Here is a 24,756-nt window from a genome sequence, read left to right as displayed (position 1 = left end):
GTCTCGTATTCGACGTGCGCCGTCGAAATCGTGATGCCGCGGGCCTTCTCTTCGGGCGCCGCATCGATCTGGTCATAGCGCTTGTACTCGCCAAAATACTTCGTGATCGCTGCCGTCAGCGACGTCTTGCCATGATCGACGTGGCCAATCGTGCCAATGTTCACATGAGGCTTGTTACGCTCGAATTTACCTTTTGCCATGTGATGTCTCCAATCTGCTCGCCCGTACGGGCCTTGAATTAAGTTACCGATGCAACCCGTTCAGGTTACGCGTATTTCTTCTGGACTTCCTGGGCGACCGCGGTCGGCACAGGCTCATAGTGATCGAACTGCATCGTGTAGGCCGCGCGGCCCTGGCTCATCGAGCGCAGGTTGTCGACGTACTTGAACATGTTGGCCAGCGGCACCATCGCGTTGATGACGACAGCCACGCCACGCGCTTCCTGGCCCTGGATCTGGCCGCGACGGCCGTTCAGGTCGCCGATGACGCTGCCGACATAGTCTTCCGGGGTCACGACTTCGACCTTCATGATCGGCTCGAGCAGCTGCACGCCAAGCTTGGGTGCGGCTTCACGGAAGCAGGCGCGGCCGGCGATTTCGAAGGCCAGAACGCTGGAGTCCACATCGTGGTAAGCGCCGTCGATAAGCGTCGCCTTGACGCCGATCATCGGGAAGCCCGCGAACGGACCCGACGACATGACGCTGTTGATGCCCTTTTCGACACCCGGGATGTATTCCTTGGGAACCGCACCGCCGACGATCTTGGTCTCGAACTCGAACTCCGAGCTTTCCGGGTTCGGTTCGAACACGATCTTGACGCGGGCGAACTGACCGGTACCGCCGGTCTGCTTCTTGTGGGTGTAGTCCTGCTCGTGCCTGCGGGTGATGGTCTCGCGGTAAGCCACCTGCGGCGCGCCGACATTGGCCTCGACCTTGAACTCGCGACGCATGCGGTCGACGATGATGTCGAGGTGAAGTTCGCCCATGCCCGAAATGATGGTCTGGCCGCTTTCCTCGTCCGTCTTGACACGGAAGGACGGATCCTCGGCAGCCAGGCGGTGAAGGGCGAGGCCCATCTTTTCCTGGTCGTTCTTGGTCTTCGGCTCGATGGCGATCTGGATGACCGGATCGGGGAATTCCATGCGCTCGAGGATGACCGGGTGCAGCGGATCGCTGAGCGTGTCGCCGGTGGTCGTGTCCTTGAGGCCAGCCAGAGCAACGATGTCGCCGGCAAAGGCTTCTTCGACGTCGGCGCGCGAATTCGCATGCATCTGCAGCATGCGGCCGATGCGCTCTTTCTTGCCCTTGACGGTGTTATCGACCGAGATGCCCTTGGTCAGCTTGCCCGAATAGATGCGGGCAAAGGTCAGCGAACCGACGAACGGGTCGTTCATGATCTTGAAGGCCAGCATCGACAGCGGCTCGTTGTCGTCGGCATGACGCTCGATCTCGGCGTCGGTCTTGGCGTCGACGCCCTTGATGGCGGGAACATCGGCCGGCGACGGCAGGTATTCGACGACGGCGTCGAGCAGCGGCTGCACGCCCTTGTTCTTGAAGGCCGAGCCACAGAACATCGGGTAGAACTTGACGGCGATGGTGCCCTTGCGGATCAGCGCGCGGATCTCGTCATTCGACGGCATCTTGCCTTCGAGGTAATTCTCGAGTGCCGTCTCGTCCATTTCGACAGCGGCTTCGATCATCTTCTCGCGGTATTCTTCGGCACGGGCCTGGAGATCGGTCGGGATCTCGACGACGTCCCAGGCTGCGCCCAGCGTCTCGTCGCGCCAGACCAGCGCGTTCATCTCGACGAGATCGACAACGCCCTTGAATTCAGTCTCAGCGCCGATCGGCAGCTGCATGACGACGGCATGCGCACCAAGACGCGAGCCGATCATCTCGACCGAGCGGTAGAAGTCGGCGCCGATCTTGTCCATCTTGTTGCAGAAGATCATCCGCGGAACTTTATACTTGTCGGCCTGGCGCCAGACGGTTTCCGTCTGCGGCTCAACACCGGCATTGGCATCGAGCAGCGCAATGGCGCCGTCGAGCACGCGCAGCGAACGCTCGACTTCGATGGTGAAGTCGACGTGTCCGGGAGTGTCGATGATGTTGAAGCGGTACATCTTGCCGCTGCGACCCTTCCAGAAGGTCGTGGTGGCGGCGGACGTGATGGTGATGCCGCGCTCCTGCTCCTGCTCCATCCAATCCATGGTGGCAGCGCCGTCGTGGACTTCGCCGATCTTGTGCGACTTGCCCGTGTAATAGAGGACGCGCTCGGTGGTCGTCGTCTTGCCGGCGTCAATATGCGCCATGATACCGAAATTGCGGTAGTCTTCGATTTTGTATTCGCGGGCCATCTTGGATGCCTTCTCAGTCTCGTTCGCGCTTTACCAGCGGTAGTGTGCGAAAGCGCGGTTGGCTTCAGCCATCTTGTGGGTGTCTTCACGCTTCTTCACGGCGGTGCCGCGGTTGTTGGCTGCGTCCATCAGCTCGCCGGAGAGGCGGTCGACCATGGTGGTCTCGTTGCGGTTGCGGGCCGCGGCGATCAGCCAGCGGATCGCCAGGGCCTGGCGGCGCTCGGGGCGCACATCGACCGGAACCTGGTAGGTAGCGCCGCCGACGCGGCGCGACCGGACTTCCACATGCGGCGCGACATTGTCGAGAGCCTGATGGAAGACGGTGACCGGCTCCTGCTTGGTCTTCGACTGAACCTGGTCGAGCGCACCGTAGACGATGGTCTCGGCAACCGACTTCTTGCCGTCATACATAACGGCGTTCATGAACTTGGTGACGATCAGATCGCCGAACTTCGGGTCCGGATTGATCTCACGCTTTTCTGCACTGTGACGACGCGACATGGCTTTTGTCTCTCAATCTCGTAGCCCGACGCATTCAAGCAGCGCCAGGGCCGGAAAATCTTACTTCGGACGCCCCTTACTTCGGACGCTTGGCGCCGTACTTCGAACGGCGCTGCTTGCGGTTCTTCACGCCCTGCGTGTCGAGCACGCCGCGGATGATGTGGTAGCGCACGCCCGGAAGATCCTTGACGCGGCCGCCGCGGATCATGACCACGGAGTGTTCCTGAAGGTTGTGGCCTTCGCCGGGGATGTAGCCGATCACTTCAAAGCCGTTGGTCAGGCGGATCTTGGCCACCTTGCGCAGTGCCGAGTTCGGCTTCTTCGGCGTCGTTGTATAGACGCGCGTGCAGACGCCCCGCTTCTGCGGGTTCTGCTGCATGGCCGGGACCTTGTTGCGCTTCACCGGCGCAATGCGCGGCTTGCGGATCAGCTGGTTGACGGTAGGCATTAAACCCTCTTGTCTCTCAATTCCGTGTCTCGCCCGGTCAGGGCCGCTCAAAGCGCCAATTCCATACGCAAATTCGGGCCATAAACCGCGCCTCGCGGTCCTGCCCGAACAAAATGCAGAGGAAGCGGGAACCGCTTCATGCGCGCCGGAAATGTCTTTTCGCTCGTAAAACGAACCCTGTTTGAGGCAAACTCCAAAGCGTGTCGCTTCGGAAGGGAGAGCCTCACATCGGTTCTGACTGGGCGGCTTCTACTCGCAAGACCGTGAACCGTCAACCCCGGCACGCCAAATATTGCGCGCTGACGACGGCTTGGCAGCCATGCGAAAAACGCATGTAATTTTCTTTCTTCGTTTTACAAGGCAGAGGAAGAAAGTGACCGGGGCAGACAAGAAAGTGACCGGCTTTTGGCTGTCATGCGCGGGTTCTTCATGGCAAAAGGCGCCATGGACAGCCCAAAACCCCTCGCCCGCCCCCGTCTCAAGAGGAATCAGCCCGTGAACGACAATGAGGAACGCCCGGTCACCATCGTCACCGGCCGGGTCTGGAAAAAGAAGGGCGGCAAGCCGGAAGGCGTCCATGTGATGCTGGTCGCGCCCGACGACGATTCGGCCGTGCGCCGGGTGCTCGAATCGCTTGCGGCCGAAGGCTATGCCGAGGTCGAGCTCGACCAGATCGGCGATATGGACGGCGAACCCGACGAGGAGCCGCATCTGTCAGCCTTTCAGGGTGCGCTCGAAGGCGAAGTGTCGATCGTTACGTTCGAGGTTCCGCTCTGAGCGTGGCCGGCTGCTTGCGCCTGTCACCGCGCCGGCTTGCCCGGCACCGGTTCTCTGCTAAGAACCGAGCGACTTAACCAGCCAAATTCGAATCCGCGGAGTTCCCATGCCCTCGAACAATGGTCCCATCAAGCTCGGCATCGTCGGCGTCGGCAAGATCGTGCGCGACCAGCATCTGCCGGCAGTGGCCAAGGATGCGGACTACCGCCTAATCGCCGCCGCCAGCCGGCACGGCAAGGTGGACGGCATCCCGAATTTACCGACCATCGAGGCGATGATCGACGCGGTGCCCGACCTCGAGGCCGTCTCGCTGTGCATGCCGCCGCAGTTCCGCTACGACGCGGCACGCACGGCGCTGATGGCGAAGAAGCACGTTTTCCTGGAGAAGCCGCCGGGCGCCACCGTCAGCGAGGTCGAGGACCTGAAGCGGCTGGCGGCAGCCAATGGCGTTTCACTGTTCGCCAGCTGGCATTCGCGCTACGCGCCGGCAGTGGAGGCCGCGCGCGCCTTCCTGGCGTCGGCCAAGTTCAACTCGGCTGCTATCGTCTGGAAGGAAGATGTCCGCCGCTGGCATCCGAACCAGGATTGGATCTGGGCGCCGGGCGGTTTCGGCGTCTTCGATCCCGGCATAAACGGACTGTCGATCGCAACCCACATCCTGCCGGCGATGTTCATCACCTCGGCCGTCCTCGACTTCCCGGAAAACCGCGCCTCGCCTGTGGCGGCCCACGTGACCTTCCGTACCTCGGATGGGTTGCCGGTGACCATGGAGCTCGACTGGCTGCAGACGGGACCACAGAGCTGGGACATCCTGGCCGACACCGACAAGGGCAAGATGGTGCTGTCCGGCGGCGGCACCAAGCTCGCCATCGACGGCAAGGTGGTTCACGACGAGCCGGAGGCCGAATATCCCCAGCTTTACCGGCGCTTCGCTGAAATCGTACGCGCCGGCGTCTCCGATGTCGATTTGGCACCCCTGCAGCACGTGGCCGACGCCTTCATGCTCGGCAAGCGCAATGTGGTGGGAGCGTTCTTCGATTGAACGATGAGTTCTGCCGGACCGCAGTCCGGACACTCACCATGCAGCCTTACTCGACGATCGCAATCGCAAAGCCGTCATAGCCTTTGGCGCCGACGGTCTGGATGGCGGTGCCGTCCAGGCGCTTGTCGCCGCCGATGAATGAAAACGCACCGCGTGCGCCTTCGACATAGGCGTCACGGCCATCGTCGTTGAGCACGGTGCCGTCGCGGATGACGTTGTCGCAGATGATGACCGTCCCCGGCCGCGACAGGCGCATGGCCCATGACAGATAATTCGGATTGTTCGGCTTGTCGGCGTCGATGAAGATCAGATCGAACGGACCGGCATTTTCGGCAGCCAGCGTCTCAAGCGACTGAAGCGCGGGGCCGATCCTGAGCTCGACCTTGTCCGACACCCCTGCCCGCTCGAGATTCGAGTGCGCGACTTTTGCATGATGCGGCTCGAGTTCGAGCGTCACGATCTTGCCGCCGACGGGCAATCCCCTTGCCATCCAGATGGTCGAGTAGCCGCCGAGCGTGCCGATCTCCAGCACCTTCCTGGCGCCGCTGATGCGGACCAGCAGCGACAGCAGCTTGCCCTGCGCCGGCGATACGTCGATGGCCGGCAGGCCCTGGTCGCGGTTGGCCGCAAGCACCGCGTCAAGGACGGGATCCGCCTCGAAGAGAGAGGAAACGATGTAGTCGTCGACGTCAGTCCAAACCTTCTTGCTCATGTTTTCCTCGATTCGATTAGGGGTCAAAACGCGAAAAGGGGCCACTGGGGCCCCCTTCCTTCTTCTCGTCCTACCGCGCTTACTGCGCGGCGTTGACCATGTCGGTCAGCATCGGCTCGGCGACCTCGACACCGGAGGCCTTGCGGCGCTCGTCGATGATCAGTTCGTCGCGCGAGGTGGCGATGCGCCGGATCTGGCTCATCGTGCCGCCGGTACCGGCCGGGATCAGCCGGCCGACGATGACGTTTTCCTTCAGGCCCTGCAGCATGTCGGTCTTGCCGGCAACCGCAGCTTCGGTCAGCACCCTGGTCGTCTCCTGGAAGGAGGCGGCCGAGATGAAGGACGGCGTCTGCAGCGAGGCCTTGGTTATGCCCAGCAGCACCGGCTGGCCTTCGGCCGGCTTCTTGCCGTCCTCGACCAGGCGCTCGTTGACCTCTTCCAGTTCGATCACGTCGACGTGGTCGCCCGGAATGTAGGTCGAGTCGCCCTGCACCGTGATCTCGACCTTCTGCAGCATCTGGCGAACGATCACCTCGATATGCTTGTCGTTGATCGACACGCCCTGCAGACGGTAGACTTCCTGGATTTCGTTCACGAGGTAGGAAGCAAGTGCTTCCACACCCTTGATCGCCAGGATGTCGTGCGGCGCCGGATTGCCGTCGAGGATGTAGTCGCCCTTCTCGATGACGTCGCCGTCCTGGAGATGGAACGGCTTGCCCTTCGGGATCAGGTATTCGACCGGCTCAAGCGTCGAGTCATGCGGCTCGATGATGATGCGGCGCTTGTTCTTGTAGTCGCGGCCGAAGCGGATCGTGCCATCGATCTCTGCGATGATGGCGTGATCCTTCGGACGACGTGCCTCGAACAGTTCGGCAACACGCGGCAGACCACCGGTGATATCCTTGGTCTTGGCGCTTTCCATCGGGATACGCGCCAAAACGTCGCCGGGACGAACCTGCGAACCCGGCTCGACCGAAAGAATGGCCTCGACCGAGAGCAGGAAGCGGGCGTCGCCGCCCTTCGACAGCTTGCCGACCTTGCCCTTGGGGTCAAGGATCGCGATCGCCGGCTTGAGGTCGTTGCCGCGTGGCGTCGAGCGCCAGTCGATGACCTCGCGCTTGGTGATGCCGGTCGATTCGTCGGCCGTTTCCTGAACGGAAATGCCGTCGACCAGATCCTCGTACGACACCTTGCCCTCGATTTCGGTGAGGACGGGGCGGGTATAGGGATCCCATTCGGCGATACGCTGGCCGCGCTTCACCTTGTCGCCATCGTCCACGAAGATGCGCGAACCATAGGTAAGGCGATGCGAGGCACGCTCCTTGCCGGCTTCGTCGAGGATCAGCACCGCCATGTTGCGGCCCATGACCATCTGCTGGCCGTCCGAGTTGCGCACCACGTTGCGGTTGCGGATCTCGACCTTGCCCTCATACGAGGCTTCAAGGAACGAGCTGTCCACCACCTGCGCCGTACCGCCCATGTGGAAGGTACGCATGGTGAGCTGGGTCCCCGGCTCGCCGATCGACTGCGCCGCGATGACGCCGACGGCTTCGCCCTGGTTGACCGGGGTGCCGCGGGCAAGATCGCGTCCGTAGCAGACCGCACAGACGCCGATCCTGACCTCGCAGGTCAGTGCCGAGCGAATGCGGACCGACTGCACGCCGGCCTTTTCGATCTTTTCCACGTCACGTTCGTCCATCAGCGTTCCGGCCTTGACCAGAACCTCACCCGAAACCGGATGCGTGATGTCGTCGAGCGAGGTGCGGCCCAGCACGCGCTGGCCGACCGAAGCGACGACCTGACCGGCATCGACGATCGGCTGCATGGTGAGGCCCTTGTCGGTGCCGCAATCCACGGAGTTGACGATGCAGTCCTGCGCCACGTCGACCAGACGACGGGTGAGGTAGCCCGAGTTCGCCGTCTTCAAGGCGGTGTCGGCCAGACCCTTGCGGGCGCCGTGGGTCGAGTTGAAGTACTCGAGCACGGTCAGGCCTTCCTTGAAGTTCGAGATGATCGGCGTCTCGATGATTTCACCCGAGGGCTTTGCCATCAGGCCGCGCATGCCGGCGAGCTGACGCATCTGGGTGGGCGAACCACGCGCACCCGAATGCGACATCATGTAGATCGAGTTCATCGGCTTTTGACGGCCACTGTCCTCGAACTCGACGGCCTTGATGCGGGCCATCATCTCGTCGGCGACCTTTTCCGAGCACTTCGCCCAGGCGTCGACGACCTTGTTGTACTTCTCGCCCTGCGTGATCAGGCCGTCATTGTACTGCTGCTCGTATTCCTTGGCCAAAGCCTCGGTGTCGGAAACCAGCTTGATCTTGGCGTCCGGGATCAGCATGTCGTCCTTGCCGAACGAAATGCCGGCGCGGCAGGCGTGGCTGAAGCCGAGGGCCATGATGCGGTCGCAGAAAATGACCGTCTCCTTCTGACCGCAGTGGCGGTAGACGGTGTCGATCATCTTGGAGATGTTCTTCTTGGTCATCTCCTGGTTGGCCGTCTCGTAAGGCACATTGACGTTCTTCGGCAGCAGCTCGCCGATGATCATGCGGCCAGGCGTGGTGTCGTAGATTTTCGACACGACCTTGCCTTCGGCGTCGACCGTGCGGAAACGACCCTTGATCTTGGAGTGCAGCGTCACCGCCTTGGTCTCGAGCGCGTGCTGGAGTTCGCCCATGTCGGCAAACACCATGCCTTCGCCCGGCTCGTTCTGATTGACGATCGAGAGATAGTAGAGACCCAGGACCATGTCCTGCGAAGGCACGATGATCGGCGCGCCGGAAGCCGGGTGCAGGATGTTGTTGGTCGACATCATCAGCACGCGGGCTTCAAGCTGCGCTTCCAACGAGAGCGGCACGTGAACGGCCATCTGGTCGCCGTCGAAGTCGGCGTTGAAGGCCGTGCAGACCAGCGGATGCAGCTGGATCGCCTTGCCTTCGATCAGGATCGGCTCGAACGCCTGGATGCCAAGGCGGTGCAGCGTCGGCGCACGGTTCAACAGCACCGGATGCTCGCGGATGACCTCGTCGAGGATATCCCAGACTTCCGGACGCTCCTTCTCGACCAGCTTCTTGGCCTGCTTGACGGTCGAGGAGAACCCCTTGGCGTCGAGGCGGGCGTAGATGAACGGCTTGAACAGTTCGAGCGCCATCTTCTTCGGCAGGCCGCACTGGTGCAGCTTGAGCTCCGGACCGGTGACGATGACCGAACGGCCCGAATAGTCGACGCGCTTGCCGAGCAGGTTCTGGCGGAACCGGCCCTGCTTGCCCTTCAACATGTCGGACAGCGACTTCAGCGGACGCTTGTTGGCGCCGGTGATGACGCGGCCGCGACGGCCGTTGTCGAACAGCGCATCGACGGCTTCCTGCAGCATGCGCTTTTCATTGCGCACGATGATGCCGGGGGCGCGCAGCTCGATCAGCCGCTTCAGACGGTTGTTGCGGTTGATGACGCGGCGATAGAGATCGTTCAGGTCGGACGTCGCGAAACGTCCACCATCCAGAGGAACCAGCGGGCGCAGGTCCGGCGGGATCACCGGAACCACCTTCATGATCATCCATTCCGGACGGTTGCCGGACTCCATGAAGTTCTCGACGACCTTGAGCCGCTTCAGATACTTCTTCTGCTTCAGCTCGGACGTGGTCGAAGCCAGTTCCGAACGCAGGTCGCCGGCGATCTTCTCCAGGTCCATGCCGGCCAGAAGGTCATGAATGGCCTCGGCACCGATCATGGCGGTGAACGAATCCTCGCCATATTCGTCGACGGCGATCATGTACTCTTCCTCGCTGAGCAGCTGGTGCTCCTTCAGCGCGGTGAGGCCAGGCTCGGTGACGATGTAGTTCTCGAAGTAGAGGACGCGCTCGATGTCCTTCAGCGTCATGTCGAGCAGTGTGCCGATGCGCGACGGCAGCGACTTCAGGAACCAGATGTGAGCGACAGGTGCCGCCAGCTCGATGTGGCCCATGCGTTCGCGGCGAACGCGCGACAGCGTGACTTCGACGCCGCACTTTTCGCAGATGACGCCCTTGTACTTCATGCGCTTGTACTTGCCGCACAGGCATTCATAGTCCTTGATCGGGCCAAAAATGCGCGCGCAGAACAGACCGTCACGCTCCGGCTTGAAGGTGCGGTAGTTGATGGTCTCCGGCTTCTTGATCTCGCCGAACGACCAGGACAGAATCTTCTCAGGGCTGGCGAGCGATATCCGGATGGAATCGAACACCTGCGCCGGCGCCTGCGGATTGAAGAGATTCATGACCTCTTGGTTCATGCCGTTCTCCTTTTCGGGGTCCTCGAAAACCCCTTGCATCTAACGCGGGCCAAATGCCCGCTGAGTGGTCGGCCCACTGGCCGTAGAATTTGTTGCATCCGGTCGCGGCGTTCCGCGACCGGATGTCTTGCTTACTCGGCCGCGCCCCTATTCGGCAGCATCTGGCAGCCGGACAGGGTTGTCGTCGAGCTTGGTATTCTCCAGCTCGACATTGAGGCCGAGAGACCGCATTTCCTTGACGAGCACGTTGAAGCTCTCGGGAATGCCGGCCTCGAACGTGTCGTCGCCGCGCACGATCGCCTCGTAGACCTTGGTGCGGCCGGCGACATCGTCCGACTTCACCGTCAGCATTTCCTGCAGCGTGTAGGCGGCGCCATAGGCTTCCAGCGCCCAGACCTCCATTTCGCCGAAGCGCTGGCCACCGAACTGCGCCTTGCCGCCCAGCGGCTGCTGGGTAACGAGCGAGTACGGACCGATCGAACGCGCGTGGATCTTGTCGTCCACCAGGTGGTGAAGCTTGAGCATATAGATATAGCCCATCGTCACCTTGCGATCGAACGGCTCGCCGGTGCGTCCGTCATAGAGCTGCGACTGACCGCTGGTGTGCAGGCCCGCCTGCTCCAGCATGATGTTGATGTCGACTTCATGCGCGCCGTCGAACACCGGTGTCGCGATAGAGACGCCGCGGCGCATCTGCTCGCTGAGGCGAACGATGCTCTCGTCGTCATATTCGCGGACCGGCTCGTTGCGGTCGTTGGCTGGGATGAAGCTCTCGAGCGTCTTGCGCAACGGCTTGATGTCTCCAGCCGTCTTGTACGCGTCGATCAGCTCGCCGATCTTCTTGCCCATGCCCGCGCATGCCCAGCCCAGATGCGTTTCCAGGATCTGGCCGACATTCATGCGGCTCGGCACACCCAGCGGGTTGAGCACGATATCGGCATGCGTGCCGTCCTCGAGGAAAGGCATGTCCTCGACCGGAACGATGCGCGACACGACACCCTTGTTGCCGTGACGTCCCGCCATCTTGTCGCCCGGCTGCATCTTGCGCTTCACGGCCACGAAGACCTTGACCATCTTCATGACGCCCGGAGGCATTTCGTCGCCGCGCTGGACCTTCTCGACCTTGTCCATGAAGCGCTGCTCGAGCGCCTTCTTGGAATCGTCGTACTGGCCACGCAGGGCTTCCAGTTCGCTCTGGAGCTTTTCGTTCTCCACCGCAAACTGCCACCACTGCGAACGCGGATACTCGTCAAGCGTGTCCTTCGACAACTTCGAGCCCTTCTTGAAGCCCTTCGGCCCGGCAATCGCTTCCTTGCCGACGAGAACGTCGGAAAGGCGCGAATAGACGTTGCGGTCGAGGATCGCCTGCTCGTCGTCGCGGTCCTTGGCGAGGCGTTCGATCTCCTCGCGTTCGATCGCCATGGCGCGCTCGTCCTTCTCGACGCCGTGGCGGTTGAACACGCGCACTTCGACGACTGTGCCGAAGGTGCCCGGAGGCATGCGCATCGAGGTGTCGCGAACGTCGGACGCCTTTTCACCGAAGATGGCGCGCAGGAGCTTTTCTTCCGGCGTCATCGGGCTTTCGCCCTTCGGCGTGATCTTGCCGACCAGGATGTCGCCCGGCTGCACTTCCGCGCCGATATAGACGATGCCGGCTTCGTCGAGGTTCTTCAGCGCTTCTTCCGAAACGTTCGGAATGTCGCGCGTGATTTCCTCCGGTCCGAGCTTGGTGTCGCGGGCCATGACCTCGAATTCCTCGATGTGGATCGAGGTGAAGACGTCGTCGGCCACGATGCGCTCGGAGAGCAGGATCGAGTCCTCGTAGTTGTAGCCGTTCCACGGCATGAACGCGACCAGCACGTTGCGGCCGAGCGCCAGATCGCCGAGCTCGGTCGACGGACCGTCGGCGATGATGTCGCCCTTGTTGACGCGGTCGCCCATGCGCACCAGCGGACGCTGGTTGATGCAGGTGTTCTGGTTCGAACGCTGGAACTTCATCAGCCGGTAGATGTCGACGCCCGACTTGCCGGGATCGAGATCTTCCGTGGCGCGGATGACGATACGCGTCGCGTCCACCTGGTCGACGATGCCGCCGCGGCGGGCGCCGATGGCGGCGCCCGAGTCACGGGCAACGATCGGCTCCATGCCGGTGCCTACGAACGGCGCTTCGGCGCGCACCAGCGGCACGGCCTGACGCTGCATGTTGGAGCCCATCAGCGCGCGGTTGGCGTCGTCGTTCTCGAGGAACGGGATCAGCGCCGCGGCCACGGACACCATCTGCTTGGGCGACACGTCCATGAGATCGACGTTTTCGCGCGGCGCCATCATCACTTCGCCGGCGCTGCGGCAAATGACGAATTCGTCGACGAAACCACCATTCTTGTCGAGCTCGGCATTGGCCTGCGCGACGTGGTGCTTGGACTCTTCCATAGCGGAGAGATAGACGACCTCATTGGTCAGCTTGCCGTTGACGATCTTGCGGTACGGGCTTTCGATGAAGCCGTACTTGTTGACGCGCGCGAAGGTCGCCAGCGAGTTGATCAGACCGATATTCGGGCCTTCCGGCGTCTCGATCGGGCAGATGCGGCCGTAATGCGTCGGGTGCACGTCGCGCACCTCGAAGCCGGCTCGCTCGCGGGTAAGACCGCCCGGTCCAAGTGCCGACAGCCGGCGCTTGTGGGTGATCTCCGACAGCGGGTTGGTCTGGTCCATGAACTGCGACAGCTGCGAGGAACCGAAGAACTCGCGCACGGCGGCAGCCGCCGGCTTGGCGTTGATCAGGTCCTGCGGCATCACCGTATCGATCTCGATCGAGGACATACGTTCCTTGATCGCGCGCTCCATGCGCAGCAGGCCGACGCGGTACTGGTTCTCCATCAGCTCGCCGACAGAACGCACGCGGCGGTTGCCGAGATTGTCGATGTCGTCGATCTCGCCCTTGCCGTCGCGCAGCTCGACCAGCGTCTTGACCACGGCCAGGATGTCGTCCTTGCGCAGCACGCGCACGGTATCCTCAGCCTTGAGCTCGAGGCGCATGTTCATCTTGACGCGGCCGACGGCCGACAGGTCGTAGCGCTCCGAGTCGAAGAACAGCGAGTTGAACATGGCTTCGGCGGTTTCAAGCGTCGGCGGCTCGCCCGGGCGCATGACACGGTAGATGTCGAACAGTGCGTCCTGGCGGCTCTCGTTCTTGTCGACGTTGAGCGTATTGCGGATGTAGGCGCCGACATTGACGTGGTCGATGTCGAGAACCTTGATCTCGCTTTCGCCCGTGCCGAGCAGCACCTTCAGCGTCTTTTCGTCAATCTCGTCGCCGGCTTCGAGGAAAATCTCCCCGGTGCCGTAGTTGACGATGTCCTCGGCCAGGTAATTGCCGAGCAGATCCTCGTCGGTCGCCTTGATCGCCTTCAGACCCTTTTCGCCAAGCGCTCTTGCCTGGCGGGCGGTGATCTTCTTGCCGGCCTCGACGACAACTTCGCCGGTGTCGGCATCGACGAGGTCGCCAACGGCCTTCAGTCCGCGGAAACGCTCGACGTTGAACGGGATGCGCCAGTGGTCGCCGGCGCGCTTGTAGGTGATCTTGTTGTAGAAGGTCGACAGGATTTCTTCGCCGTCCATGCCGAGCGCCATCAAGAGCGACGTCACCGGAATCTTGCGGCGGCGGTCGATACGGGCGTGCACGACGTCCTTGGAATCGAACTCGATATCGAGCCACGAACCGCGATAGGGAATGACGCGCGCCGCAAACAAAAGCTTGCCCGAGGAGTGCGACTTGCCCTTGTCATGGTCGAAGAAGACGCCCGGCGAACGGTGCATCTGCGAGACGATGACGCGCTCCGTGCCATTGACGATGAAGGTGCCGTTGAGCGTCATGAGCGGCATGTCGCCCATATAGACGTCCTGCTCCTTGATGTCCTTGATCGACTTTGCGCCGGTATCCTCGTCGATATCGAACACGATGAGGCGCAGCGTCACCTTGAGTGGCGCGGCATAGGTCAGGTCGCGTTGACGGCATTCGTCAACGTCGAATTTCGGTCCTTCGAACTCGTACTTCACGAACTCCAGCATCGAGGAGCCGGAGAAATCGGAGATCGGGAAAACCGACTTGAAAACGGCCTGCAGTCCCTCGTCCGGACGCCCACCCTTGGGCTCCGCCACCATCAGGAACTGGTCATAGGATGCTTTTTGAACCTCGATCAGGTTCGGCATCTCCGCAACTTCCGGAATCTTTCCGAAGAACTTGCGTACGCGTCTGCGGCCATTGAAAGTCTGGGTCTGGGCCATCGTCGCTCCTTAGCTATAAACTCGGGGCGAGCCTCGCCGCGGCTCACCTTGCATGCGCGGCCACCTCGGCGGCGGCCCCTGATCTGTTTCCCGCCGCCTGGCGGCGACGGCTAAAACGGGAGAAAACCCGTTTCCTGAAGGCCGGTTTCGGCCCTCAGGAAAGAGGTTCTCGTACATCTCGCGCTACGCATCCTCCCCTCTGATGAAGGGAGTGGCGGACGGCGCGAGGCCGCCCGCCGCTTTTACGCTTACTTCAGGTCGACCTTGGCGCCGGCTGCTTCCAGCTGGGCCTTGAACTTCTCAGCGTCAGCCTTGGAAACGGCTTCCTTGACCGGCTTCGGAGCTGCTTCGACCAGATCCTTGGCTTCCTTGAGGCCCAGGCCGGTGATGGCGCGGACTTCCTTGATGACGTTGATCTTCTGAGCGCCTGCCTCGGTGAGGACGACGTCGAATTCCGTCTTTTCCTCAGCCGGAGCAGCAGCAGCGGCAGCGCCGCCGGCAGCGGCAACCGCCACCGGAGCAGCAGCCGAAACGCCCCACTTTTCTTCCAGAAGCTTCGACAGCTCGGCCGCCTCGAGGACGGTCAGCTTCGAAAGGTCGTCTACGATCTTTGCCAGATCAGCCATTGTTGTATTCCTTCATCAGGTTCGAACGTGTGTTTGTGATAGCGAGGAACGGCCTCATGCCGCCTCGTCCTTCCGGGCGTAAGCGCCGATGACGCGCGCGACCGAAGCCGCTGGCGCATTGACGATCTGGGCGATCCGGGTTGCCGGCGTGGCGATCATGCCAACCAGCCTGGCGCGCAGCTCATCGAGCGACGGAAGTGTGGCGAGTGCCTTCACACCGTCGGCGTTGAGCGAGGTGGTGCCCATTGCGCCGCCGAGAATGACCAACTTGTCATTTCCCTTGGCGAAATCGGACGCGACCTTCGGCGCCGCAATCGGATCCTCCGAATAAGCGATCAGCGTCTGTCCCTTGAACAGGTCGATGATCGATGCGGAGTCCGTGCCCTGAAGAGCGATTTTGGCGAGACGGTTCTTCGCGACTTTGACGGTGCCACCGGCAGCGCGCATTTTCGACCGAAGGTCGTTCATTTGCGCGACGGTGATACCGGCGTAGTGGGCCACGACGACTGAACCAGCGCCTGCAAAAGCACCATTCAGGCCCGTGACGAGTTCGCGTTTTTCCGCTCTGTCCACTGCCTATCTCCAGTTGACCCCTGCCCCGCTAGTGGGACAGGCGTCGGGTTGCCTTTTTGCCGGCCGGGCCATCCATTACAGATCTCCCGAACGACGCTCGAGGATCCTGCCCCCTTTCGCCACATCGACGGCAAGCCGGAGATGCGCAGACAAAAGGCAAACACGGTTCGAACCTTTCATTGGAGCTTGTCGCTCCGTTGTCCGGTTTTCACCCGTCTCATGCAGGCCCAATTCGATTAAGGCTTCTGGGCCGCCTGCAATCTCGGACAGGATGTCCGGAAGCCTCTCGACTTCCGGTACCGGGCCGCCGACAAGTCGGAGGCCCGGAATTCACTTGCGGATCAACGCCTTGGCAGCCGATCCAGATGTTCGTATCAAGACGCTGCGAGCGTCGAGACGTCGAGCTTGAGGCCCGGGCCCATCGTCGAGGTGACCGACACCTTCTTGACGTAGTTGCCCTTGGCGCCAGCCGGCTTTGCCTTGGTCACGGCATCGGCGAAGGCGCGGACGTTTTCTTCCAGCGCCTTGACGTCGAACGAGACCTTGCCGACGCCGGCATGAACGATGCCGGCCTTCTCGACGCGGAACTCGACAGCGCCGCCCTTCGATGCCTTGACGGCGGCGGCGACGTCGGTGGTGACGGTGCCGACCTTCGGGTTCGGCATCATGCCGCGCGGGCCGAGCACCTTGCCCAGACGGCCGACCAGCGGCATCATGTCCGGCGTGGCGATGCAGCGATCGAAGTCGATCGTGCCCTTCTGGACGATGTCGACCAGATCCTCGGCACCGACGATGTCGGCGCCGGCGGCGCGAGCCTCATCGGCCTTGCCGCCACGTGCGAACACGGCGACGCGGACAGAGCGGCCGGTGCCGTTCGGCAGGTTGACCACGCCGCGGACCATCTGGTCGGCATGGCGCGGGTCGACGCCGAGGTTCATCGCAACTTCGATGGTCTCGTCGAACTTCACCGTCGAACGGTCCTTGAGCAGCTTCAGCGCCTCACCAAGGGCATAGGCCTTGTTGGGGTCGATGCCGTCGCGGGACTTCGATACACGCTTTGCAATCTTTGCCATGATCTCAGCCCACCACTTCCAGACCCATCGAGCGGGCGGAGCCCTCGACCATGCGCATGGCCGCCTCGACGTCGTTTGCGTTCAGATCCTTCATCTTCTGTTCGGCGATGGCGCGCACCTTGTCGCGACCGATCGTGCCGGCCTTGATCTTGCCCGGCTCTTTCGAACCCGAAGTCAAGTTCGCCGCCTTTTTCAGGAAGTAGCTCACCGGCGGCGTCTTCATGACGAAGGTGAAGGACTTGTCCTGGTAATAGGTGATGACGACCGGGATCGGCGATCCCTTTTCCATTTCCTGGGTCTGCGCGTTGAACGCCTTGCAGAATTCCATGATGTTGATGCCGCGCTGACCAAGTGCCGGGCCGATCGGCGGAGACGGCGTAGCCGATCCCGCTTTGACCTGGAGCTTGAGCTGGCCTGCAATTTTCTTAGCCATCTCTTTCCTGCCTTTATCTCATGCCGGCCCCAGTATCGGGAACACCGGCGGTTGCAGTCTGGTGGTGCGGTCCGCGCGGCCGGCTAAAGCCGCATTCGCCTCCCACCCGTTCATGGCCGCGCGCTTTCCGCGCCGCCTCCCCTTGCCGGCGAACCGGCGCAGGGTTTTCGGATCAGCCCTTTTCGACCTGTCCGAATTCCAGATCGACCGGCACGGCGCGCCCGAAGATCGAAACTTCCACCTTGAGCCGCGCCCGCTCCTCGTCCACTTCCTGGACGAAACCGTTGAACGAGGCGAACGGACCATCCGAAACGCGGATCGCCTCGCCGATCTCGAAAGTGACCGAGGGCTTCGGCCGCTCGACGCCTTCCTGAACCTGGTTCAGGATGCGCTGCGCCTCGGCTTCGGTGATCGGCACCGGCTTGGAGTCACCGAGGAAGCCGGTGACCTTCGGCGTGTTCTTGACCAGCGAGAACACCGCATCGGTCAGATTGGCCTTGAGCAGCACATAGCCCGGAAAGAACTTGCGCTCGGCATCGACCTTGCGGCCGCGGCGGATTTCGACGACCTTCTCGGTCGGCACCACGATCTGCTCGATATCGGCGGACAGGCCCTTCTGCTTGGCCTTGTTCTCAATGTCCTCGGCGACCTTCTTTTCGAAGTTCGAATAGGCGTGGACGATGTACCAGCGCGCGGTCATTTCAAGACTTCTCCGTAATCGCCGGACTTAATGGCCGAGGCTCAGTAACCGCTCGATCGCGTAGCCCATGGCCACGTCGGCGGTGAAGAAAAAGATCATCGCGATGACCGCGAATACGAGCACCATCACCGTCGAGATCATCGTCTCCCGGCGCGACGGCCAAGTCACCTTGGCAGTTTCCGCGCGGACCTGCTGGAGAAAGACGAAAGGATTTGTGGTTTTCGAAGCCATATGCCGCTCTGTCTTCAAGACCCGTTGGCCGGGTCTCCTGGATGATCCCGCTGGCCGGGACGTGCCGCCTGGGTTCAAGTCGACGCCGAATCAGCGCCATTTCGCCCATGCAAATCGGACGCGTAAAGCCGGCTTCCCAGCTCCACGCGTCGCGTGTCTGTTGTGTCTACATAAAACCGATTCTTGATCCACGCAAGTGGCAAGTGTCCGCTTTATGACCAAACGCCGCCTCGGAACCATCCAGTCGTCCCGTCCCGGCTATCGAGGCCTTATGCCTCAGTTCGCCCAATATGGCAAGCCACCTGCCCTTTTTCAATGCCGGACCCCAATTCCAGGAGATGGATCCGGAAATCAGGCACGCGATTACAAGTTCGAGGAAATGGCGTTGCGGACGAACCTGCGACCTGCTGTTTTGGAAACCAAATGAAGCGCACGCAAGATTGGAATCCAGCTGCCCATGCCGAGGCAGCTGGATCAACCCAGGGTTAGTTAGGCACAGGCGAGTTCGACCCCGGCCACTGCGCCGATTCCGCATGGTGGGCGTGGGCGCGGCGCGATCACTGCCGGGCACGGGGGCGGGTCGTCGTCATCGTCGGGGCCGAAAGAACGGCCCCGACGCCGCCAAGCCTTGAGAACGCTGCGGCGCGAGGAGGGTCGCCAAGGCAGCACCCGGCCTGAAGTCTCTTTCCCCAGCGTGGGTTTCTCATCCAGAGCCTTCAACGCACTCAGAATCTGGTCGACAGGGATTACCGTGCCGTTGTCCAGGCGGCGCAAGGCAGGCTGGTTTTCCACCGCGCAGGCATCGGACGCCCACGAGGAAAGCAGTGCCCGCTTTTCTCCACTGCTGAGGCGTGGATGGTTGATGACGTTGTCTGGATTGTCGAGCAGGCACAAAGAAGTTTCAATTTTGCCCGAGCGTGCCGCAGAAAGTGTCGGTGTCTCGTAGAAGTTGTCCATCTCCATTCTCCGCAATCTGGGCCTCCCGGCCGAAGCCGGGAGGCGGACCGCCGGGATAACTGAATCGATACGATCAGGCCGCTTTGCGGGTGCGTTCCGTATCCTGGGCGATCTGCTTGCCCACCTGGGCGTCGCCGGCCCCGATGCTAATGCGGCGCGGCTTCAGCTCTTCGGGAATCTCACGGACGATGTCGATGGTCAGGAGACCGTTCTCAAGGTTTGCTGCCTTGATCTTCATGTGGTCGGCAAGCTTGAACGTCTGCCTGAAACTGCGGTAGGCGATGCCCTGGTGCAGCAGCTGGCGTCCGCTCTGGTCNCCCTACACGACGCTCTTCCGATCTCTTGATCTTCATGTGGTCGGCAAGCTTGAACGTCTGCCTGAAACTGCGGTAGGCGATGCCCTGGTGCAGCAGCTGGCGTCCGCTCTGGTCATCAGCCTTCTGGCCTGCCACGACCAGTTCGGGTCCATGCTGGGTCAGCTCAACCTCATCCTGGCTGAAGCCCGCGATGGCCATCGAGATACGGTAATCGTTCTCGTCGACCTTCTCGATGTTATAGGGTGGCCAGTCGGGCCGCGTACCATTGTCGGGCATGTCGAAAAGACGGTCAAAACCGACGGTGCTGCGATAGAGAGAGTCAAAGGTTCTCATAGCCACATCCTCCTTGAAGCAACATGGGTACAAGGGCGCCGCCCAGCAGCGCCGCCTTTTGCCAAGCCAATCGGCCTCGGCGGGAAACGAATTAGGAAGGGCTGAAAACCGGTTCAAGAGCCCTGTTCAAAAAAATTCCAGTAGCCAGGCCAGCATCCCGCTTCCAATAATTCGCAGCCGCTGAAAAGCAGCTGGCGGCAGCAAAATAGGCCTATTCTGAATTGTGAACGCAAATGGCAATTGGCTCGCCAATGGCAGTTGAATCAAGGAAATTGGTTCGTGGAAATACGCCGACTTCGGCATTGCGCGTCAGCGCTCTCGCTCTGCGCATGCCTTCGGAACGTCGCTCGTCGAGTACGCGGCTTCAGCCCAACCAAACGAGGAGCCAAAACAAGGCGTTTCTAAAATGCCGGATTCCAACGAGGAAAATGGCACGGGCAGCAGGGCTCGAACCTACGACCTGCGGTTTTGGAGACCGCCGCTCTACCAACTGAGCTATGCCCGTACGCGCGTTTCAGCGCAGGCGCTTCCTAAAAGCTTCCGGGCGCGCTGTAAAGAGTTGTCTGACGCGCTTTCAGATCCTTTGCCGGAAATCCGAATAGGTGATGACCAGCCCGTCCCTGCCGATCTCGATTTTTCGCCTGCCTGAAGCCGCATGCCGGCGCTCAATCCCCGGCCGGCGGCTTGTACGGCCCGCCCGGTACGCCCCAGCCCCAGGCCGGCATCGGTTCGGTCTGCGGGTCGCAGGTCTCGCCGAGGGTGGAATTCATCTTGGCAAGCCGTGACCCCCATTCGACATAGCCCATGAAGGCGGAACGGAATTCGGGATCGTCCGGCAGCCCGACCGCATCGGCGGCATCGGCAAGCAAGCTGATCCAGCGGCGGCGCTGTTCCTCCGTCAGATGCTTGCCCAAGTGATGCATGACCATCTCGCGATGGCCGCCATGCTGTTCGCTGTAGGTCTTGGGTCCGCCAAAAACCTCGCCGATGAAGGCCGCGACATGCGCGGGATGATCCGGCGACATGTGTTTGAACACCGGGCCGACCACCGGGTCGCGCGACACCTTGTCGTAAAAGGTTTCCGTCAGCCGGTTGAGGGCTTCGATGCCGCCGGCCCATTCGTAGAGTGTCGGGATATCCTGGCTCATTCTCGATCCTCCCCCGGGCGACGCCTGCCACGACGATAGCGGAGAAATCGGGCATGGCTCAACCTGGCTCGATGGCCAGTTTCTGCGATGCCTACAGTTTGGCGGGCGACTCGGCCTTGGCTGTCGGCGGAAACAAACAGTTGTCGGGCTTGGGTGAGGTTTTGCAAATAGCGGGGCCAGTTAGCGCCTCCACCGACTCCGGCCCGGTTGTCAGCCCGACTTTGAGCATCATGTCGGGCTCGAGCTGACGCTCGACCGAGCCTATCGCGGCGAACAGAGCTGGGTCCATCTCCATCTCCTCCAGGTAGGCTTTAACCAACTGCGTCTGTCCCCTCGAGGACATGCTGAGCCTCGCCTTGGGATCGACCAGCCTTTTGGCGCCGGCGGCAAGCATGAGCGCGCAGGCCGAATCGCACTCCACTCCAAAATCGCTAATCAGCCCGACATAGGCACCGTTATCGGCCAAGCAGCCTGCCTCGGGCGGGTCGCAGCCGACGATAGTGGTGCGAGCGACGGCGACGTCGAGCTTCCGTTCATGGATAAGCCTTCCCGCGGCCAGAGCGCTGAACAGGCTGCCCCCCTGTGAGCTGATCACCACCGGCAGCCGCCGGTTGCCAAGGGTGTCGAGCAACTGGCGCAACTTTTGCGGGGTCTGAGGCGTCATCGCGCCTTCCGCCGAGATCCATTCCGGGCAATCGGGATTGCAGAGCGAGTCTCTGCCGCGAACGACAACGAAGCGCATATCTGGCGTCGAATTCCCTGGCGCTGCCTGCAACGGCTTGGGAGCTGGAGCCTTGGCCGCCTGAGAAAGTGGGGGGCCGGTCTTTGCCTTGATCGCAGCCACCACGGCCGGCTTGGCCACGGGCGTTTGTCCGCCGGCTGGCTTGTTTCCCGGTATTTCCCGGCAGTTCGGAGCCGGCGGGTCGAACATGCACAAACTTGCTCTGGTAAACAGGTCCAGAGTGTCCGTGCTGGTGGCCAGTTTCATCGTCAGCATATCGTGGAGGCCGATCTGCCTGATGTCGCTGGCCGGCGTCGCCTTCATCAAGTCCAGCACGCCCTGCCCGATACCCATCTCTCGGAGATAGGCCGAGATCTTTCTCGCGTACCCCTTGCTCATCTCATAGGTCTTGTAGCTTTCACCGGGAGTGACGGTTTGCGTGGTGACCCGATATTTTTTGCCCCGTTTGACGCGATAGGTGGTCCGGTAGTGCGTTGTGGAGGGGAACCAGGTGGTGGTGATCTGATGAACACCCAGATAGTTCCAGCCGCCGGCGACGCGCCGGACGCCTCCGGCAAACATTAGCGGACAGGCGGAATTGCAGCTGGCACCGTCAGACGCTCTGCCGAAAAAAGCCGTGCCCTTGCCGTAGTCGGCGCCACAACCCTCTGTCCCGGGCCAACAATCGGGAAACTCGGTCTTGCCGATGGCGATATCGAGCTTGTTTTTGCGGATTATCCGGCCAAGCTGGAGCGCGGCTTCGACATTGCCACCGAAGGAATTGACGATGATGGGCAGTTTGTGGCTGCCAAGCTTCTTCAAGGTGCGCTTGAGCAGGGCTGGCGTCCCGGCTGCGATGTCGCCTTCGGCGGAGATCCACTCCGGACAATTGGGCTCGCAGCCCGGTGCGTTGCTGCGCGCGACGACAAACTTCATCTCCGAGCGATCCTCGGACCATATCGTCGGATCATTCGTCGGATAGGGCACTCCCTGCAGAGGGAGCAATGTCTGCCATGTCCCGGGGGCGGCATCCTCGGCCTTCGCGGCGAAGGCAGCCATCGCCATCGCGGCCACCGTCGCCAGCCGAACCAGCCCGCGCCGCCACCTTGCAGCATTGTCTGAACGGTGTCCCCAAACCACGCCCGGCAAACCCCTCAATGCAATCCATAATAGTTGCGGCGACGGTGCTTGCAATAGCTTTGAACCAACCGTGCAATACTTGTGCCGCGCAACGCCGGAAACAAAAAGGCAGCCCCAAAGACCGCCCTCTCCTGGTCGATCCGGCTGACGCCGGCTCGACTATTTCTCGATGGTGATGACGACGCCGGCACGACGGTGCGGCCGCCTTCACGGAAGGCGAAGCAAGGCTTCTCTTCCATGACGATAGGCGCGATCAGCCATTGGACGACGGCACCACGCGGCAATTCTCAGGTTTCGGCGCCGATCTGCAGATGCTGGAACCCGTCAGCGCATCCACCGACTGGCGCCCGGTCGTCAGGCCAACCTTCAGCATCATGTCGGGTTCGAGCTGGCGCTCGACCGAACTGCCCTGGAGCGCCCTGAACAAAGCGGGGCTGATCGCCATCTCGTCGAGGTAGGACTTGACCGCCTGCTTCTGCCCCATCAGATAGAGGCTGAGCCGCGCCTGGGTACCGACAAGCCGCCTGGCGCCACCGGCCAGCATGAGCGCGCAGGCCGAATCGCAGTCGCCGTCGCCATCGACGCTCAGCCCGGCATAGGCGCCTTCCCTGGCCAGGCAATTCCACTCTGCCGGGTCGCAGCCGACGAAATCGGTGCGGGCAACGGCAACGTCGAGCTTCTTTTCATGGATGATCCGGCCCGCCGCCAGGGCGCCGGAGAGGTCGCCGCCTCGCGAGCTGATCACCACCGGCAGCCGCCGGTTGCCAAGCGTGGCGAGCAATTGGCTGAGTTTCTGCGGCTTCTGGGGCGTAATCGCGCCTTGCGCTGCAATCCATTCCGGGCAGTCGGGATTGCAGAGCGGGTTGCTGCCGCGAACCACGACAAAGCGCATGCCGTCATCGTGCGGCGCGCTCTCCGGCTTCACCGGCAGCGGCGCAGCCTTTGCCACGTCCGGCAGGCCGCCGGCTGGCTTGTTCGCCGGTATTTCCCGGCAATTCGGAGCCGGAAGGTTCAGCCTGCACAGGCTTGCGCTGGTCAGCAAATCTGCAGCGTCGTCGCTGGTGACCAGCTTCATTGTCAGCATGTCGCTGAGGTCGATCTGCTGGATGTCGCTGGCCGGCGTGCTCTTCATCGTCTCGATGATGCTGAGGTCGACACCCATCTCCTTGAAATAGGCGGACAGCTTGCGCTCCACCCCCTTGCTCATCTCGTAGGTCTTGTAGCTGCCGGTGTTCTTGCGGCTGACGACCTTCTTGCTGATGACCCGCTTCTTGCCTTTCACGATCCGGTAGCGGACCTGATATTGCACGTTCATCTGCACGATCGTGGTCGTGATCTGGTGGACGCCGAGATAGGCCAGCGGCCCGACCAGGCGCCTGGTGCCGCCGGCCAGCATCATTGGACAAGCGGACGCGCAATAGCTGCCGAGCACATAGGGGCTGCCGATATAGTGCGCGCCTCTGGCGTCGTTCTCCTTGCAGTTTTTCATCCCCGGCTCGCAGCCGACGAACCAGGTCCTGCCGACCGCGATGTCGAGCTTGTTCTTGCGTATCATCCGGCCCATGGCGATGGCCGCATCGACATCGCCGCCCGGAGAGTTGATGACGATCGGCAATTTGCGGCCGCCGAGCGTTTTCAGGGCAGCCTTGAGCAGCGCCGGCGACTTGGCCGATATCGCACCCTCGGCCGATATCCATTCCGGACAGCTCGGCTCACAGCCCGCCGCGTCGCTGCGCACGACGACGAACCGCATCGGCGGATCCGGATCCGGCTCTGAATTTTTTGTCTCGGCCGCCAAGGCGGCAGTGCCCATGGCAAACATCGACACCAGGCAGATCAGCCCCAGTGCCCACCATGACCGACTATGCAAACGGTGCTGTGGAACCATCCGACCAAGCCCTCAATGCAATCTATACTGTAGAGGCTCACAGACTTGCAACAGAGATTGGGACCCCAAAACAGGCACATCTGGCCAACGAAAAAGGGCGGCCCGAGGGCCGCCCCTATCCGTTTCGATCCGGCGATGCCGGGCTCGATTACTCTTTGATGGTGACGACGATGCCGGCACCGACGGTGCGGCCGCCTTCACGGATGGCGAAGCGCAGCTT

At 61.9% G+C, this 24,756-nt stretch carries 20 protein-coding genes, 1 tRNA gene and 2 pseudogenes; 2 read left to right on the top strand and 21 right to left on the bottom strand.

Going from position 1 to position 24,756, the window contains the following annotated elements:
• The 4 genes from X730_RS01040 to rpsL form a co-directional block, all read right to left on the bottom strand.
• A partial coding sequence (locus X730_RS01040; RefSeq protein WP_023827710.1) for a GTP-binding protein occupies positions 1–200 on the bottom strand: 200 nt, incomplete at its 3' end.
• A gap of 65 nt (positions 201–265) precedes the next feature.
• A complete protein-coding gene (gene fusA, locus X730_RS136370; RefSeq protein ID WP_023707177.1) occupies positions 266–2,356 on the bottom strand; it encodes an elongation factor G in 2,091 nt (696 codons plus the stop codon).
• Between the two features lie 30 nt (positions 2,357–2,386).
• The gene (rpsG, locus tag X730_RS136375; protein ID WP_008875664.1) at positions 2,387–2,857 is read right to left on the bottom strand and encodes a 30S ribosomal protein S7; all 471 of its coding nucleotides are present in this window, start codon (positions 2,855–2,857) and stop codon (positions 2,387–2,389) included.
• A 76-nt stretch (positions 2,858–2,933) separates the two neighbouring features.
• The gene (gene rpsL, locus X730_RS136380; protein WP_006333356.1) at positions 2,934–3,305 is read right to left on the bottom strand and encodes a 30S ribosomal protein S12; all 372 of its coding nucleotides are present in this window, start codon (positions 3,303–3,305) and stop codon (positions 2,934–2,936) included.
• 495 nt (positions 3,306–3,800) lie between these two features.
• On the opposite strand from rpsL, the gene X730_RS136385 reads away from it, so the two are divergent.
• Positions 3,801–4,082, top strand: a complete 282-nt coding sequence (locus X730_RS136385) for a hypothetical protein (RefSeq protein ID WP_023686022.1) — start codon at positions 3,801–3,803, stop codon at positions 4,080–4,082.
• Between the two features lie 106 nt (positions 4,083–4,188).
• Complete coding sequence (locus X730_RS136390) at positions 4,189–5,124, top strand: Gfo/Idh/MocA family oxidoreductase (RefSeq protein WP_023827709.1); 936 nt, start codon at positions 4,189–4,191, stop codon at positions 5,122–5,124.
• 46 nt (positions 5,125–5,170) lie between these two features.
• On the opposite strand, the gene X730_RS136395 is transcribed toward X730_RS136390, so the two are convergent.
• The 17 genes and pseudogenes from X730_RS136395 to X730_RS1000000167915 form a co-directional block, all read right to left on the bottom strand.
• Positions 5,171–5,836 (bottom strand): O-methyltransferase, encoded by a 666-nt coding sequence (locus X730_RS136395; protein ID WP_023818204.1) that lies wholly within the window; start codon positions 5,834–5,836, stop codon positions 5,171–5,173.
• Between the two features lie 79 nt (positions 5,837–5,915).
• Positions 5,916–10,112 carry a DNA-directed RNA polymerase subunit beta' gene (gene rpoC, locus X730_RS136400; RefSeq protein WP_023667434.1) on the bottom strand — a complete coding sequence of 1,399 codons (4,197 nt, stop codon included), beginning with the start codon at positions 10,110–10,112 and terminating at the stop codon, positions 5,916–5,918.
• A 147-nt stretch (positions 10,113–10,259) separates the two neighbouring features.
• Entirely contained in the window at positions 10,260–14,396 is a 4,137-nt protein-coding gene (gene rpoB, locus X730_RS136405) for a DNA-directed RNA polymerase subunit beta (protein ID WP_023686024.1), read from the bottom strand.
• Positions 14,397–14,644: 248 nt separating this feature from the next.
• Positions 14,645–15,022 carry a 50S ribosomal protein L7/L12 gene (gene rplL / locus X730_RS136410; protein ID WP_023667436.1) on the bottom strand — a complete coding sequence of 126 codons (378 nt, stop codon included), beginning with the start codon at positions 15,020–15,022 and terminating at the stop codon, positions 14,645–14,647.
• A 54-nt stretch (positions 15,023–15,076) separates the two neighbouring features.
• Positions 15,077–15,595 (bottom strand): 50S ribosomal protein L10, encoded by a 519-nt coding sequence (gene rplJ, locus X730_RS136415; protein ID WP_023667437.1) that lies wholly within the window; start codon positions 15,593–15,595, stop codon positions 15,077–15,079.
• 374 nt (positions 15,596–15,969) lie between these two features.
• On the bottom strand, positions 15,970–16,668 hold the full coding sequence (rplA, locus tag X730_RS136420) for a 50S ribosomal protein L1 (protein WP_023667438.1): 699 nt from the start codon (positions 16,666–16,668) through the stop codon (positions 15,970–15,972).
• Between the two features lie 4 nt (positions 16,669–16,672).
• Positions 16,673–17,101, bottom strand: coding sequence for a 50S ribosomal protein L11 (rplK, locus tag X730_RS136425; RefSeq protein WP_006333334.1), 429 nt, complete (start codon positions 17,099–17,101; stop codon positions 16,673–16,675).
• 172 nt (positions 17,102–17,273) lie between these two features.
• A complete protein-coding gene (gene nusG, locus X730_RS136430; protein WP_006333333.1) occupies positions 17,274–17,801 on the bottom strand; it encodes a transcription termination/antitermination protein NusG in 528 nt (175 codons plus the stop codon).
• A 27-nt stretch (positions 17,802–17,828) separates the two neighbouring features.
• The gene (secE, locus tag X730_RS136435; protein WP_023667439.1) at positions 17,829–18,032 is read right to left on the bottom strand and encodes a preprotein translocase subunit SecE; all 204 of its coding nucleotides are present in this window, start codon (positions 18,030–18,032) and stop codon (positions 17,829–17,831) included.
• Between the two features lie 489 nt (positions 18,033–18,521).
• Positions 18,522–18,989: a hypothetical protein gene (locus tag X730_RS1000000167920; protein WP_023731757.1), complete on the bottom strand. Its 468-nt coding sequence runs from the start codon at positions 18,987–18,989 to the stop codon at positions 18,522–18,524.
• 73 nt (positions 18,990–19,062) lie between these two features.
• A pseudogene (locus X730_RS1000000169155) lies at positions 19,063–19,293 on the bottom strand (Hsp20 family protein); the annotation flags it as partial.
• A complete protein-coding gene (locus tag X730_RS1000000169150; protein ID WP_081731691.1) occupies positions 19,202–19,639 on the bottom strand; it encodes an Hsp20 family protein in 438 nt (145 codons plus the stop codon). The gene X730_RS1000000169150 and the pseudogene X730_RS1000000169155, both read right to left, overlap by 92 nt.
• 429 nt (positions 19,640–20,068) lie before the next feature.
• Positions 20,069–20,144: transfer RNA gene (locus tag X730_RS136440), tRNA-Trp, on the bottom strand.
• Positions 20,145–20,304: 160 nt separating this feature from the next.
• A complete protein-coding gene (locus X730_RS136445) occupies positions 20,305–20,787 on the bottom strand; it encodes a group II truncated hemoglobin (protein ID WP_023667442.1) in 483 nt (160 codons plus the stop codon).
• 91 nt (positions 20,788–20,878) lie between these two features.
• Positions 20,879–22,573: a hypothetical protein gene (locus X730_RS136450; protein ID WP_348524409.1), complete on the bottom strand. Its 1,695-nt coding sequence runs from the start codon at positions 22,571–22,573 to the stop codon at positions 20,879–20,881.
• A 328-nt stretch (positions 22,574–22,901) separates the two neighbouring features.
• Positions 22,902–24,536 (bottom strand): hypothetical protein, encoded by a 1,635-nt coding sequence (locus tag X730_RS136455; protein ID WP_023827706.1) that lies wholly within the window; start codon positions 24,534–24,536, stop codon positions 22,902–22,904.
• Between the two features lie 148 nt (positions 24,537–24,684).
• Positions 24,685–24,756, bottom strand: a pseudogene (locus X730_RS1000000167915) (elongation factor Tu); the annotation flags it as partial.

Source organism: Mesorhizobium sp. L103C131B0 (genome assembly GCF_000502275.1).
GTDB lineage: Bacteria > Pseudomonadota > Alphaproteobacteria > Rhizobiales > Rhizobiaceae > Mesorhizobium.
This window is presented reverse-complemented; position numbering and strand designations above follow the sequence as displayed.

What these genes read in the sequence shown, in the direction of transcription:
- X730_RS136455 (WP_023827706.1), bottom strand. Translation starts at nt 24,536, where the DNA reads ATGGTTCCACAGCACCGTTTGCATAGTCGGTCATGGTGGGCACTGGGG.
- X730_RS136390 (WP_023827709.1), top strand. Translation starts at nt 4,189, where the DNA reads ATGCCCTCGAACAATGGTCCCATCAAGCTCGGCATCGTCGGCGTCGGC.
- rpsG (WP_008875664.1), bottom strand. Translation starts at nt 2,857, where the DNA reads ATGTCGCGTCGTCACAGTGCAGAAAAGCGTGAGATCAATCCGGACCCG.
- rpsL (WP_006333356.1), bottom strand. Translation starts at nt 3,305, where the DNA reads ATGCCTACCGTCAACCAGCTGATCCGCAAGCCGCGCATTGCGCCGGTG.
- fusA (WP_023707177.1), bottom strand. Translation starts at nt 2,356, where the DNA reads ATGGCCCGCGAATACAAAATCGAAGACTACCGCAATTTCGGTATCATG.
- nusG (WP_006333333.1), bottom strand. Translation starts at nt 17,801, where the DNA reads ATGACCGCGCGCTGGTACATCGTCCACGCCTATTCGAACTTCGAAAAG.
- rpoC (WP_023667434.1), bottom strand. Translation starts at nt 10,112, where the DNA reads ATGAACCAAGAGGTCATGAATCTCTTCAATCCGCAGGCGCCGGCGCAG.
- secE (WP_023667439.1), bottom strand. Translation starts at nt 18,032, where the DNA reads ATGGCTTCGAAAACCACAAATCCTTTCGTCTTTCTCCAGCAGGTCCGC.
- X730_RS1000000167920 (WP_023731757.1), bottom strand. Translation starts at nt 18,989, where the DNA reads ATGGACAACTTCTACGAGACACCGACACTTTCTGCGGCACGCTCGGGC.
- X730_RS136395 (WP_023818204.1), bottom strand. Translation starts at nt 5,836, where the DNA reads ATGAGCAAGAAGGTTTGGACTGACGTCGACGACTACATCGTTTCCTCT.
- rpoB (WP_023686024.1), bottom strand. Translation starts at nt 14,396, where the DNA reads ATGGCCCAGACCCAGACTTTCAATGGCCGCAGACGCGTACGCAAGTTC.
- rplL (WP_023667436.1), bottom strand. Translation starts at nt 15,022, where the DNA reads ATGGCTGATCTGGCAAAGATCGTAGACGACCTTTCGAAGCTGACCGTC.
- X730_RS136445 (WP_023667442.1), bottom strand. Translation starts at nt 20,787, where the DNA reads ATGAGCCAGGATATCCCGACACTCTACGAATGGGCCGGCGGCATCGAA.
- rplA (WP_023667438.1), bottom strand. Translation starts at nt 16,668, where the DNA reads ATGGCAAAGATTGCAAAGCGTGTATCGAAGTCCCGCGACGGCATCGAC.
- X730_RS136450 (WP_348524409.1), bottom strand. Translation starts at nt 22,573, where the DNA reads ATGGCGATGGCTGCCTTCGCCGCGAAGGCCGAGGATGCCGCCCCCGGG.
- rplK (WP_006333334.1), bottom strand. Translation starts at nt 17,101, where the DNA reads ATGGCTAAGAAAATTGCAGGCCAGCTCAAGCTCCAGGTCAAAGCGGGA.